This is a genomic window from Salinispirillum sp. LH 10-3-1 (genome assembly GCF_030643825.1).
Classification (GTDB): domain Bacteria; phylum Pseudomonadota; class Gammaproteobacteria; order Pseudomonadales; family Natronospirillaceae; genus Salinispirillum.
Genome location: NZ_CP101717.1, coordinates 1,246,382 through 1,259,974 on the forward strand (window position 1 = coordinate 1,246,382; position 13,593 = coordinate 1,259,974).

Genomic DNA, 13,593 nt, shown 5'->3' on the forward strand with positions numbered 1-13,593 from the left:
CTCCGAATGCGCCCTTTTCCGGGCATAAAAGAACCCCGCGACCACCAAGTAGTCGCGGGGAAAAGATTGCCCAGCAAACGATAATCCGTCATCAAAACTGAGCTCTTCCTAAACTCAGTGAGTGCAATTCAGTTATTGCACAGCCTGTGCCAAGCGCCTTGCCAATGCGTTAAAAAAATGAAAAAACCCTGCTAAACCCGCGTCAATCAGGACATTAGCAAACCTAGCTGCCACATTAGATTCGATACCTATACTACGCATACGTTGTTAAATATACGGCGGATCGTTCATTTTGGTGCACGGTGCCCATTAGAAGTGCCTTAATGTCAGTGTCGTTTTCAAATTTCAGTGCGGCTTTTTAAGACATTATGTCGTGGGTGCGCGCATTGCCACAGGGCCAGAATCGCCACTCCAATAAGGGCTAAACTGCCCAGAAAGACATTCTGATAGCCTGCCACCTCGGCCAGCAGTCCACCAAAACCTGCGCCTACCAATCCGCCGGTCTTGATCGCGTTGGAATAGAGTGTCGATGCCATGCCTAGCCGATCGCGCATCAGCGCCTGAAATACGCTGATACCGATGCCAGCCGCCAAGCCAATCAAAACAGCATTGAAAATTTGCAAGACGAGCAACCACGCAAAGCTCGAGAACAGGTAGATGCCCAGATAGAAGACCGCGCCACCCACGACCGCGATCCAAAGAGGTCGGAACAATGGCCAGCGGTGTGCCATGGCTCCGGCGCCAATCATCAAGGGAATCTCCAAGCCAGCGGCTAGGCCCATCAGCAGACCTGGGGCTATACCCATAATGCCCAGCGTTTCGCGCAAATACAGCGGCATATAAACGATGTACATGCTGTTTGCGGCAAAGACGGCCGCCAGCATTATAAAGAGCCATTTAATGCGACGATTGGCCGGCAGTGGCGTTTGTTGCGCAGCGACCAGTGCTGAGTCTTTTAGTCCCGGCAGTAGCGTCAGTGAGATAAAAAACATGCCGCCGGTAATCCACATCAGACGGGTGAAACCTATGGCTTCAAAGAGCAAGTAGGCAAGGGGTGGTCCGGCAATCCAGCTGAGCGATATACTGGCTCGCATGACCGATTGAAATAGCGCCGCGTGCTGGTCGTCTACCTGTTCGCGCGCCAATGCGAACAGCTGTGGTTGCGCCGTTGACGACAAGCCAAACCACAGCATGCCAACCACCAGTAGAAGTCCATAGTGGGTGGTGTAACCCATGGCAATAGACCCCAAAGCACTGATGGTGACAGCAACCCATAGAATCCCGATGCGACTCAGCCCCTTGTCCGAGGCTTTCGCTAAGTAATGACTGACGCCAATACCAGCCGCGGTATTTAACAAAAAGAACAGACCAATCCACAGTGGCGATATACCCAGCCCAGTCGCTAAATGTGTACTCAGTACCGGGAACACAGCGGCACCCGCCAAGCCCAACATCAAGGCCAGGAAGAGTAAGCGAACGATGATTGGAGAGAGCCAGAAAGCGGTCCAATGTTTGGCAGTGGTGGAGGTCATAGCGCCGGGTAGTTACCTTAAAAGGGAGAAGTACAAAATGTGACCCTTGATCATCGTTGCATAGCCTGCAACCGAGTTAATCGTCGATAATCAGAGTCTAATGCGCCTTTGGGGATGGCAGTTCTTGCGTCCATGGCGTCAGCAGATGTTGCGCGATGTCTATATCGGAGTCAAAAACCGTAAACAAGACGCGTAATTTAGCAACCAATGCTTCAAGTGTCATGGTGCCACTGCCGATCATGCCTGTCTCTCGGAGTGCGGCGGCGGCCTCGTAACGGTCCATGTCCACATTGGCGCGATAGCACTGGCTACGATTGATCAGTAGGGTGCCTTGTTTGTGGGCCGTTGTCAGTAAGTCACGTAACTCCGGCGTGTCGGGTGCGTTACCGCTGCCATAGGTCAACATGATCAATGCGCGAGGTTTGGTCTTAAGTAGTGCACGTAATCCGGTCAGGGGTATGCCTGGCAAGCAATGGTATATTTCAATGGGTTCATCACTGGATGGAATGAAGCGCGGCTGTGCTTGATCACCAGATGTCACCTCGGCAAGGTGAATGCCATGCGGTGCATCGAAGGTCTTAAACCCATCGGTATCCACTTTGGTTACATGGGCGCCGTGGAACAACGCGTTGTTAAAGGCCAGATAGACCTCGTGCAGGTCTCTGCGCTGCGCATTGTGGAGTGCCAATACCACATTGTCTAAACCATCCGTATGCGCTTCCCATACCGGCACTTGGCTGCCCGTCACAATAACCGGCTTACGAGTACCGCGCAGCATAAAGCTCAATGCAGCCGTGGTGTAGGCCATGGTGTCAGTGCCGTGCAGTACCACAAAACCATCATAATCGGCGTAGTGCCCAATGATATCCGTTGCCAGCTTGTTCCAATGTCCCGTTTCGATTTGCGATGAATCGATCAGTGGCATGTACTCTAGCCAATCAAATGACAGAGTTAGGCCTTCTTGGCGCAAGTGGGTGCGAATGCGTGATTCCAAGTAGCCTGGCTGTGGTCGCCAGCCACGGTCAGAAGGCACCATGCCGATGGTGCCACCGGTATAGATCAGTAAGAGTTTCATCGGTTAATTAATCAGCATCTGAATTTCGCGCACCATTGGCTGGGCATCGCTGAACGTACGAGTGCGTCGTGCCACCATGCTCAAGTTGTCACCAAGCCACGCCAATTGTGGGCTGATGGTGCGCAATTGTTCACTGATTGGCTCGTACTTAAAGTGACCGTCTTGAATGCTAACCTTATGCAGCTCGATTAACTCGTCGGTTAGATTACGCGCTAGGTTATGCAGAATGTCCTTGTGTTCCATCTGGCTGGATTCCCAATACAGGTCGTCCAGCACATGGATAAACTGGTCCAATTTTTCTGTGGCTTCAAGAATGGTGGTACTGGTCATAATTCCCCTGAGGCGAAGATGTTACCATGAACGTTGTAAGTGTAAGATAGCAGAATTCAGATCGATCGCACGATGTAATCGGCTAAAAATTCTAGGGACTCGTTATGCTTTTGGACACCCTTTTTGCCGCCTCACCGGCGTTCTGGCTTGGCTCGCTTATAGCGGTGTCTAGCCTTTCGCTTGCAGGCTGGTCACTGTGGCGCGGTCAGCGTTTGGCGGTCGAACGTGAGCGCGCTTGGGCTGAGTTAGCGGTATTGCGTCCGCAAATTCAGCAGCAACGCGAACAGATTGAAACGCAACGTTCGACGAATGAGCGGTTAGAGGACGAGCTGCGGCAGTCCGAGCGCAGTTGGTTTAATACGCGCAGCCAGCTGGAGCGAGAACTGGCCTTGGCGCGCAATGAGCTCGACAGCGAACGGCGGCAAATGGAAGAAAAGATTGCCTTACTGGAAAACTCCGAGCAGCGCCTGAACAGCCAGTTTGAGAATCTGGCGAATCGTATTTTTGAGCAAAAGCAGCAGACGTTCGCCAAGTCCAGCCAAGATAATCTCAATAACCTCATGCAGCCCATGCGTGAGCAGTTAAAGGATTTCCGGCAGCGCGTTGAGCAGGTGTATGAAAAAGACACCGATGATCGCCGAGAACTGCGCTTGCAGCTAGCCAGCTTGCGCCAACTCAACGAAGAAATGAACCAAGAAGCGCGCGCTTTGACCAACGCCCTCAAAGGTGAAAAAAAGTTGCAAGGCAACTGGGGCGAAATGCTACTGGAACGCATTCTGGAAGAGAGCGGGTTGCGTAAGGGCCACGAATACGACACCCAGCTCAGCTTCACCGGTAAAGATGGCAGCCGCCAGCAGCCGGATGCGGTGATTCACCTGCCAGATCAGAAAGACGTGATCGTCGACGCCAAAGTATCGCTGGTCAGTTTTGAGCGCTACTGCAATACCGAAGACGACGAGCGGGCGCTGCATCTCAAGGGGCACTTAAAGGCCGTACGCAACCAGATGGAGAATCTGACAGCCAAGAATTATGAAGACATCGCCGAGTTGAAAACACTGGACTTTGTGCTGATGTTTGTGCCGATCGAAGCGGCATTTTTACTGGCCATGGAGAACGACCCGCAGTTGTTCCGCGATGCGTTTGACCGCAACATTATTCTGGTCAGCCCCAGCACACTGCTCGCCGTCCTCAAAACCATCCACAACATTTGGCGCAACGAACAGCAAAACCGCAACGCGCAGACCATTGCTGAAGAAGCGGGCAAGCTGTACGACCATTTTGTGCGGTTTACTGAATCACTGCAGGACGTGCAAAAACATCTGCGCAAAACACAAGAAAGCATGGACCAGTCCATGAATCGACTGTCCAGCGGGCGGGGTAACCTGGTCGGACGTGTGGAGAACCTGCGAAAACTGGGCGCGCGGAATAAGAAACACTTGGCACTGGTCGATGAGTCGGACAGCGAACTGCCATTGGAGGAAGACAACGAATGAGTGACGTGACGAACGTAGCCTTCATTGGCTTGGGCGTAATGGGTTACCCCATGGCTGGGCACTTACAGCGCGCAGGACATAAGACCTGTGTCTACAACCGCACTACCGCCAAAGCCGAACAATGGGCCGCCGAGTACAGTGGGCGGTTTGCGCCGACGCCGGCATTGGCTGCGCAGGGTGCAGCTGTGGTGTGTCTGTGTGTCGGTAACGACGATGATGTACGCAGTGTGGTGTACGGTGAAGACGGCGTTTTAAGCCAGATGTCACCCGGTGCCGTGCTGGTGGACCATACCACCACCAGTGCTACGTTGGCCGAAGAGCTTGCAAGTGCTTGTGCTGAACGACAAATTCACTTTATTGATGCCCCTGTGTCCGGTGGTCAAGCCGGTGCAGAGAACGGCCGGTTGACCATTATGTGTGGAGGAGAAGCTGACGTATTCGCGCAGGTTAACCCCATTTTGAGTGCTTACGCTGCGCATATTCAGTTGATGGGAACGCACGGCCAAGGGCAGCGTTGCAAGATGGTCAATCAAGTGCTGATCGCGGGCATATTGCAAGGGCTCAGCGAAGGCGTCACTTTGGCGCAAGCGGCGGGTTTGAATATGGACGAGGTGATCACAGCCTTGCAGCAGGGGGCCGCAGGCTCATGGCAGTTGAATAATCGCGCCAGCACCATGGCGCAGGGCAAGTTTGATTTTGGTTTTGCCATCGACTGGATGCGCAAGGACTTAGGTATTGTGTTGGACGAAGCTCAGCGCCTCGGCGTGAATCTGCCATTGGCGGCGGAAACAGACCAGCGTTATAGGCGACTGCAAGAGCAAGGCTTTGGGCGCATGGATACGTCTGTGTTGATTCGAGCATTAAAACTTCAATAACTGATTTAAGTCGGCCGGGCGAAAAGTCTGGCTGCCCGGCCGGTTAATTGGCTCAGCGTGTAGCTTGCAGTGTCATCGACACCGAATCGGCAAAGCGCAGTGCAGCGACCTTGTCGATCTCAACCGATGCGTACTGCACTTCGGGATGCGACATCACAAGGTCCAATACATCGCGGGTCATCTTTTCCAGCAACGCAAAGCGAGTGCCTTCGACGAAATTAATCACTTCTTTGCAGATGGTGCGGTAGTTCAGGGTTTTTTCGATTTCTTCAGCGTTCCAGGCCCCTGTGCCGTCGAACAAGATAACCAAGTTCAACACCACATCCTGCTTGTTCTTAATTTCTTCTTCTTTAATGCCCACGTAAGTACGCAGGCGGAGGTTTTTGATCTGAATCTTGGCTTGATTATCGGCTTGTTGAATCACAGGCTATCCACCACCTTGAGTACGTCATCGTGGTGTGACTTGGTGGTGACTTTGCCCATCACATGGCGGATGATACCCTGCTCATCAATCACATAGGTCACGCGGTGTACGCCGTCGTATTCTTTACCCATAAACTTCTTCAGACCCCAAACGCCATAGGCGTTGCAGAGTGCCAAATCTTCGTCGCTCAGCAGGTCAAAATTCAGGTTTTCTTTTTCGATGAATTTCAGCAAGCGTTTTGGCGCGTCCGGACTCACACCCAATACCACCGTATTGCGCTGTTCAAATTCGGCGCGAGTATCACGAATGCCGCAAGCCTGCGTGGTGCAGCCGGGCGTCATGGCTTTGGGGTAGAAATACAGTACCACTTTCTTGCCCGAGAAATCACTCAACGACACCGTTTCTCCGTTCTGGTTCAATGTGGTGAACGCCGGTGCTGGAGTGCCTTCGGTCAATAATCTTGCTTCTGCCATGAGGTGTTCCTTCTCTGAATCGTGGGATGGTTTACTCTAACCGGACAGGTCGAGTTTGTCATTGATCGTTAATACGCACGGTGCGCTAAATTGGTTTTATGCCACGCCCGCTGTGGTAGACTTGCGCGTTCATTTCTCAGTGACGAGACACAGCCTCTTACCATGTTTTTTGTCGATAATCAGAGCCAATTCTTTCGCCCCTTGGTGAGCAAGTATCGCGCGCAGGCGGCCGAGTGCCTGATGGCGCTGTATCAGCGTTGTTATGGCGCAGAAGCGGACTATGGACAAGCCGTGGAGCGGGCACAGGTGGTGGAGACCTTTCAAGAAGCTCTGGTGCGTGCGCCCCTAATGGCGGATCAGCAGGGCGGTGAAGAGGTCATGGAGCTGGCTGATGACGCCGATTCGCGCTTTCGTGACACGCGAGAGCAAGCCAATTGGTTGGTGAATCAATTGATGGACGCGGGTTGGCTAGCCCGTATGGTCGACGACGCCACCTTGCAGTCTACCGTGGGTTTTACCCGTGCGGGGCGCCGGTTTACCGAAGCCTTTATTGACGATAAACGCCGTAACCAACACCGTTCGCGCCATCGCAACACGCGCAACACGCGAAACGCCTTGCAAAGCTTCTTAGCGCACGGCGAAGTCTACGACTTACTCGACGCCTACGACTATTCAGAGCGTATCATCAGTGACTTCACCGATGTCATTGAAGAGCTCAATGAGCGTCGTCGTGCGCTGGTGCGCGAGATGCAAAACGAATTTGATGTGCAGCGCGCCACCACCGAGTTTTTTGAGTTCATGGAGCAGCGCTTCCAGCCCGACATCGCCATTCGTCTGTCGGCGGACAGCGTCGAAAAATACCGTGAGCAAATCAGTGATGTGGTGCGCCGGATCCGCCGCAAACCCAAGGACTTCAAAACAGACGCCGAACAACGCTTGCGTGAGCTGCTGCCCGATTGGGTACAGCCCGGCCGTTCAGTGTTGTGGGCCTTGCTGGATGGCATAGAGCAGCGTCTGAAAAACGCCGCAGACGTGATGTTGCCAGCCTTACGGCGCTCGTTGCAGCACTTCACTAAGCGCGCTGATATCATTATTCGCCAAATGAATTACATGGCGATGCAAAAGCACGCCGATGTGGCCGCGGTATCGCGTCGCTTGGCGGCGCTGCCCGTCGTCGAGCAAAATCGACGTTTGGACGCGGTGGCTAGCATGATGGCGCGTTGTCAGGTGGGCCTCATGGACCCCGACCAAATTCGCTTGCAGGATCGCCAACGCAGTGCGGTGGTTAACCATCAGTTGATGACCGAGCCGGATGGCGACCTCAGTGCACGCCAGGCAGTGTATGTACAGCAGGCGCTGGATCAAGCGTTCTACATCAGTCAACAAAAGCTACAAGGCTTTATTGCGGACCGCTTAGCCAGTCAAGAGCGTCTCAGCACTGGTGATTTGCCGATTGAAACAGCCGAAGACTTTATGGCCGTTGCCCATTTGATCAGCGCAGGCCAGTTGGAAGACTGGGTTGTGGAACCGACTGGTCGCCATTTGCAGGACACTTTCTTCCATCAGCGCGACGAATTCATCCTGTCGCGCCGTGACATTACTAATAGCACCCCATCTACGGAGACCCCCTAATGCTGGAGGCCTTGCAGCAACAGTTAGATGCCGTTGGCATCACCATGGACGAATTCTCTGAGCTCACCGTACGTTTGCTGGAGTACGGCATTCTGAGTCGCGATGAAAGTCAGGTTGAACAACAACTCTACGACCGCTTTGCGCGTTGTGAGTCCCTCGTCAGCGACTACTTTTCCGTCATGCACATTCGCTTTTTGCACGATCGTCAGTTTGAGTATGTACGCTTGTATCCGCCCGGTGCCGATATTCCCGGTCAGCCGAGCGTTGAACAGTCTGCGGGCGCGCAACTGCGCAATCGTTTAACGCAACAAGAAGTGGCATTGGTTCTGGTGCTGCGCACGCTGTACGACCAAGGCCTGCGTGAAGCGCGGCTGGATGAACAGGGCGTGGTCGCCACGACGGTAGAAAATGTCGGTATAACGCTACGCAACCTGTTGGGTCGCCAGTTGCCAGAAAATATCACCGAGCGTCGTCAATTGTGGCGCCGTTTGCGTCAATGGCGTTTGATCCGTATGGCCGAAGACGCGGTGATGGAAACCGCTGATGCAGTGATTCAGATTCGTCCTACCATCGTGAGTTTGGTCAGTGACAGCGTACTGCAACAGTTGGATCAACCGGACGCGCTCACAGCAGACACGACGGCTACGGAGCCCGAAGCAACCGCTATTGAAACGGCTGATGTCGAAGCTCTTGACACCGAAAGCACGGACACAGAAATCCTAGACCAGGAAATCATGGAAGAGGATCGCTAAGCCATGTTCTTGAAGAAATTCGTATTCGTAAACTGGGGCAACATTCCTGCGCAGGAATTTGATTTCGGCCCTATCAACCTGTTTAGCGGTGGCAATGGCTCGGGCAAGACCACGGCCGCCGATGCCATTCAAACCATCATGACCGCCGCGCACGACAACCTGTTCCAGTTTAACCCTGGGCAAGAAGAAGCGACGCAGCGTGGACGTGGCAAGCAGGTGCGTACCCTGGCTTCTTATGTGCTGGGTTGCGACGACGGCAGCTACGCCCGCCCTGAACCGACGGTAGGATATCTGGCGGCGGTGTTTCACCCGACGCAAGGCGAAAGCGGTGAGCCCTTTACGGCCGTTATCGGCATGTCGGCACGTATTGAAAAGAACGGTCAGCAGCAAACCGCGCGCTTGAACGACCAGCAGTTTTACTTGGTGCAAGGTCACGAACTCAGTTTGGGTGACTTTATTACCGAGAGTGATTTGGTTGGGCGTGAAGTGGTGCCCATGGGCAAGCTGCATAAGCAATTACAAAAGCGTTTAGGCGCGCAAGTGGTCGAGAAATACGACACCAAAAAGCAGTACCTCCGCCGACTGTATGCCGCCTTGCGTGGCCGCGAGGATGCGCTGTCCGAGCGGGAAGCGCTGAACGCGGCGCGCGCCTTCTCGCGCTTTATGGCCTACAAGCCGGTACGCAGCATCAACGGTTTCGTGGCTAACGAAATTCTGGAGCCTAAGGACTTGGGCGAAGCCATTCGCACGGTGTCGGATTTGATGAAAACCATCAATGCGATGGAGGGCGAGGCCAACCGGCTCAGTAAGAACATTGCGCGCTTAAGTCAGAGTAAGAAGCAAGCTGACCAATACGTCGATCAGTGGATCGAACGACATGTGCTGGCTTATACCCTAGCGCAGGCGCGCTACAAGCGCGATCAAGACGCCTATTTGACCGCTAAGAATGCGCAGACGGACTTGGTGGACCAGTTCGATCAACGCACGCGCGAACGCCAATTGGCCGAAACCCAGCGCCAGCAAGTTCGCCAGGAGCAGGTGGCGTTGGAAGCCCGGCGCATGGGCATCAGCGAACTGAAAGACAAAGCGGTGCTGGAAAGCACACAAGAGAAAGCCAGCAAGGTGCTGCAGTTCACCTCGCAGTCGTTGGTGACGGCAGATAAAGCCCGTGTTGTGCTGACTCGCGCAATCGCCGACATTGCTCAGCTTTGGAGCTCCGAGCGCGAACGCCTGCAAGCCGAAGGGTTAAGCAAAGAAGCCCTACGATTGGCCGACGACAGCCCCAAATTGCAGCAAGTGCTGACCCAATTGGGTGATGAGTTGGCGCGCTTGTTAAACCGCGATTGGGTTGATTTGGATGCTATGGAGAACAGTGTACAGAGCACGCTGGAATTGGAAAGCCAAATTAACCAGTGGATGAAACGCTGGCTCGAAAAAGATCGCTATGTGGAAAACACCAGTTTGCGCGATTGGCTGGCCAAGGTACTTGACCGTCGTCAGCAGCGTTTGCAGCAGCTGGAGCGCCAGTGGCAGCAAAAATCGGCGGATACCCAAGCTCTGGAGCAGTCGCGTATTCATTACCCTGGTTTCGTCCGGTCGGCTCTGGAAGCCATTCGGCGGCAATTGCCGGAAGCCGATGCATCGGTGTTGTGTGATCATGTAAGTGTCACCGATTCGCAGTGGCAGAACGTGGTGGAAGCCTATTTGGGTTTGGCCCGTTTTGGTATTGTGGTGGCTCCGGAGTACGAAGCGGAAGCTGCACGTATCGTCCGGCAATTGCCGGGGCGTGATGGCCGCGCACGTGTCATTCAAGGGACGCGAGCAAAAGAAGATGTTGCCCGGCTCAGTCCAGTAAAGGACTCCCTGGTTGATGTTTTGGCGTTTAGCCACGCCACCGCCAAGGACTACCTACTGGCCAGTTACGGCAATGTACAACGGGTCGACAGCATCGATGCTTTGCGCCATACCCGGCGCGGTATCTGCGTTGAGGGTATGGGCAGCGGTGGCTACGCTATGTACCGCTGTGAATTGGACGAAAGTGACTTGGTGTTCGGGCAGGGTGCACGCGAACGCGCCGCCCGAGCGCGAGGCGAAGAGTTGCAGCAATTGCGCGTCGACATGGCGCAGTTGGAGGCAGAATGTCAGCGTTTGGCGCAGTTGTTCAGTGCGGTTGATCAGTTGACTCAGGTGTCAGTCAGTGAGCCGTATCAGGCCTTGCTGCAAGCGCAACGCGACCTGCAATCCGCTGAACGTCAGCTCGCGGACTTGGACATTACCCAATTTAAATCGCTGGACGACGAGTTTGAGCGTTTGCGCGATAAAGCCAGTCAACTAGATGATCAAATTCGTACGTTGGATGCCGATCTCGGTAAATTGCAAGAGCAGCGCGAGCAGTGTGACCGATTATGTAAGCGCCTCAGCGAGCAACAAGAAAAGACTCAGCAAGCGGTGGAGGATCATGAAAACCACTTAGAAGACTTGACGCACATTTGGCCGGACTTTGCGGTGGATGAGCGCCTCACGCTGGCTGATCAGGAGGCGGAAAGTGCCGACCCAGATAGCTTGGAATCACGCCACACCAACATGCTGAACGAGCTGAACGCGCTGGCGCATGATCTTGAACGCAATGTGTTAGAACACAATCAACACTGCCAACCCAGTGATGCCATGGTGTTTGCGGCTGATTTTGGCCAAGCGCACAGCGTCGATTTTTTCAGTCAAGTTGCCGGTTTGAACCTTGAAATAGGGCGCATTCACAAACGTCTGAAAAACAACGTGTTGGTGGAAAAACAGGATCAGCTCACACGCTTGCGTGACAGTTTCAACGATACTTTTGTCACCAACCTGTGCCACGCCATTTACCACGCCATTAATGACGGCAAGCGAATTCTGGAAGAGCTTAACCAAGAGCTGGAGCATCACCGGTTTGGTGCCGACAAAGAACGCTATTGGTTTGACTGGTCTTGGGTGCCTGAGTACCAAGAGTACTGGCAATTCTTTGAAGAGGTAACGCGTTCGCCCGGTTTGGGCGAGAAGCAAACCCTGTTCACCTTAGAGTTGTCGGCCAAGTCGCAGCGCGTGCGTGACCAGATCATGGGTATGCTGCTGGATGAAGATGAGCAACGTGCGTTGCGCGAGCTGGAGCGGATCTCCGACTATCGCAACTACCGCAATTACGAGATCTACAAGCAGCCAGCGAACAAAGAGCCCATTGCCTTGAGTCAATACGGCACGGGTTCCGGTGGTCAGTTGGAAACGCCTGCCTACATCATTCGCTCGGCGGCCATCACCAGTGCGTTCCGTTTCAACGAAGGCGATGCGCACCTGCGCATGGTGCTGGTGGATGAAGCCTTTTCCAAAATGGACGAAGCGCGTTCGAAAGAAGTTATCGAGTACCTGACCGAGTCACTGGGCTTGCAGTTGTTGTTTATTATGCCAACCAGCAAGTCTGGCCCGTTTATGGACTTAATCAGCAATCAGTTTGTGTTCTCTAAGGTGCCGACCGCGAACGGGATGCGCATTGGCGAACTGAACAGCCGGGTACTGGTGGATCGTCAGCGTTGTAATACTGAGCAGATTCAAAACCTGTGGGCGAACCACCGTCGAATCATTCGGCATCAGGCGGAGCTGGATTTTATGGAAGCCTTCGCCGAGTAAACCAGTCATCTGAGGTCAATAAACAGAGTGTTAGGGAGCTAAAATGCAACAGAGTTTGAACCACTGGTTAGACAGCTACGACATTCCGAACGCTGACCTGCTCAGTATTTTGGGCATGCTGGGTCTGATTGTGCTGATTTCTATCATCATTCACTTAATGTTGCATCGTGGTGTATTGCGTTTGGTCGACAACTTAACGCGCGATAAAAAGCGAGTTTGGAATGCCGCTCTCTTTGAGCGTAAGCTTTTCAACCGCTTTGCGTTTACGATTCAGGGCATCATCATTCATGTCCAAGCCGGGTTGTGGCTGCCCACGGAGTCCGTTATCCGCAGTGGCATTCAATTGGTGGCTCAGTTGTGGATTCTAGGCATGGCATTGCTGACGTTTTTTGCCTTGCTGGATACGTTATTGAATCTCTCTATGCGCAGTAAAGTTGGTCGTAATCTGCCTCTGCGGGGTATTTTCCAAGGGCTCAAGCTGGCAGCCGCTATTCTCATTAGCATCTTGGTGATAGCACTTCTGATCGGCAAATCGCCGGTGATTTTGTTCAGCGGCTTGGGCGCCATGACAGCGGTACTGCTGTTGGTGTTTAAAGACCCGATATTGGGGCTGGTCGCAGGCATTCAGCTGTCCGCCAATAAGATGCTGGCCGTTGGGGATTGGTTGGAAATGCCCAAATATGGCGCTGACGGGGATGTGATCGATATCACCTTAACCACGGTTAAAGTGCAAAATTGGGATCGCACCATTACCACGGTACCGACCTATGCGTTGATTTCGGACTCGTTCAAAAACTGGCGTGGTATGACCGATTCCGGTGGCCGACGCATAAAACGCGCCATACGCATTGATGGCACCAGTGTGCATTTTTTAACGGAAGAAGAGCTGACTCGGTTACGCAAGGCGAAGTTGCTGTCCGGTTATATCGAAGGGAAGATAAAAGATATCGAAGCCGATAACGCGGCCAGTGGCGTGGATTCGTCTTCTCCGGTTAATGGTCGTCGGCTAACCAATCTAGGCACTTTTCGTGCCTACCTGACTGCGTACTTGAAGGCCAACAAACGTATCCATGCCGACATGATTCAGATGGTGCGCCAACTGGAGCCCGATTCAAACGGTATCCCGTTGGAAATCTATGCCTTCTCTAACCAAATTGGTTGGGTCGAGTACGAGGGTATCCAAGCGGACCTGTTCGATCACATCTTTGCCGTACTGCCAGAGTTCGGCTTGCGCCTACACCAGACGCCCACGGGCTCCGACTTTCAGCGCCTGATGAGTCAGTAGTGAAAAGAGAGTATCTAAAACCTCAGAGGCGAAAAGCTGGGTAGGCAAAAATGCACGAAAAAGCG

Annotated in this window: 11 protein-coding genes; 6 read left to right on the forward strand and 5 right to left on the reverse strand. The window is 53.5% G+C overall.

What is annotated here, in order from left to right; translation table 11 throughout:
* Window positions 1-338: 338 nt before the first annotated feature.
* The 3 genes from NFC81_RS05585 to NFC81_RS05595 all read right to left on the reverse strand — a co-directional run bounded on the left by NFC81_RS05585 (window position 339) and on the right by NFC81_RS05595 (window position 2,937).
* Entirely contained in the window at window positions 339-1,532 is a 1,194-nt protein-coding gene (locus tag NFC81_RS05585; RefSeq protein ID WP_304996542.1) for a sugar efflux transporter, read from the reverse strand.
* Window positions 1,533-1,629: 97 nt separating this feature from the next.
* Window positions 1,630-2,607, reverse strand: coding sequence for an asparaginase (locus NFC81_RS05590; RefSeq protein ID WP_304996543.1), 978 nt, complete (start codon window positions 2,605-2,607; stop codon window positions 1,630-1,632).
* 3 nt (window positions 2,608-2,610) lie between these two features.
* Complete coding sequence (locus NFC81_RS05595; protein WP_304996544.1) at window positions 2,611-2,937, reverse strand: hypothetical protein; 327 nt, start codon at window positions 2,935-2,937, stop codon at window positions 2,611-2,613.
* A gap of 104 nt (window positions 2,938-3,041) precedes the next feature.
* On the opposite strand from NFC81_RS05595, the gene NFC81_RS05600 reads away from it, so the two are divergent.
* Both NFC81_RS05600 and NFC81_RS05605 read left to right on the forward strand, forming a co-directional pair.
* Complete coding sequence (locus NFC81_RS05600; protein WP_304996545.1) at window positions 3,042-4,430, forward strand: DNA recombination protein RmuC; 1,389 nt, start codon at window positions 3,042-3,044, stop codon at window positions 4,428-4,430.
* Window positions 4,427-5,305: an NAD(P)-dependent oxidoreductase gene (locus tag NFC81_RS05605; protein WP_304996546.1), complete on the forward strand. Its 879-nt coding sequence runs from the start codon at window positions 4,427-4,429 to the stop codon at window positions 5,303-5,305. The genes NFC81_RS05600 and NFC81_RS05605 overlap by 4 nt, the downstream gene beginning before the upstream one ends.
* Before the next feature lie 52 nt (window positions 5,306-5,357).
* On the opposite strand, the gene folX is transcribed toward NFC81_RS05605, so the two are convergent.
* Complete coding sequence (folX, locus tag NFC81_RS05610; protein ID WP_304996547.1) at window positions 5,358-5,729, reverse strand: dihydroneopterin triphosphate 2'-epimerase; 372 nt, start codon at window positions 5,727-5,729, stop codon at window positions 5,358-5,360.
* On the reverse strand, window positions 5,726-6,202 hold the full coding sequence (gene bcp, locus NFC81_RS05615) for a thioredoxin-dependent thiol peroxidase (RefSeq protein WP_304996548.1): 477 nt from the start codon (window positions 6,200-6,202) through the stop codon (window positions 5,726-5,728). Before bcp ends, folX begins: the two co-directional genes overlap by 4 nt.
* A gap of 162 nt (window positions 6,203-6,364) precedes the next feature.
* Here bcp and NFC81_RS05620 point away from each other — a divergent pair, with 162 nt between their 5' ends.
* From NFC81_RS05620 to NFC81_RS05635, 4 genes are read left to right on the forward strand one after another with little or no spacing between them, the layout of a single operon-like run.
* Window positions 6,365-7,834 carry a Wadjet anti-phage system protein JetA family protein gene (locus tag NFC81_RS05620; protein ID WP_304996549.1) on the forward strand — a complete coding sequence of 490 codons (1,470 nt, stop codon included), beginning with the start codon at window positions 6,365-6,367 and terminating at the stop codon, window positions 7,832-7,834.
* On the forward strand, window positions 7,834-8,586 hold the full coding sequence (locus tag NFC81_RS05625) for a DUF4194 domain-containing protein (RefSeq protein WP_304996550.1): 753 nt from the start codon (window positions 7,834-7,836) through the stop codon (window positions 8,584-8,586). Before NFC81_RS05620 ends, NFC81_RS05625 begins: the two co-directional genes overlap by 1 nt.
* Window positions 8,587-8,589: 3 nt before the next feature.
* The gene (locus NFC81_RS05630; RefSeq protein ID WP_304996551.1) at window positions 8,590-12,243 is read left to right on the forward strand and encodes an SbcC/MukB-like Walker B domain-containing protein; all 3,654 of its coding nucleotides are present in this window, start codon (window positions 8,590-8,592) and stop codon (window positions 12,241-12,243) included.
* 43 nt (window positions 12,244-12,286) lie between these two features.
* Window positions 12,287-13,528, forward strand: a complete 1,242-nt coding sequence (locus tag NFC81_RS05635) for a mechanosensitive ion channel family protein (protein WP_304996552.1) — start codon at window positions 12,287-12,289, stop codon at window positions 13,526-13,528.
* The last annotated feature ends 65 nt before the right edge of the window (window positions 13,529-13,593 follow it).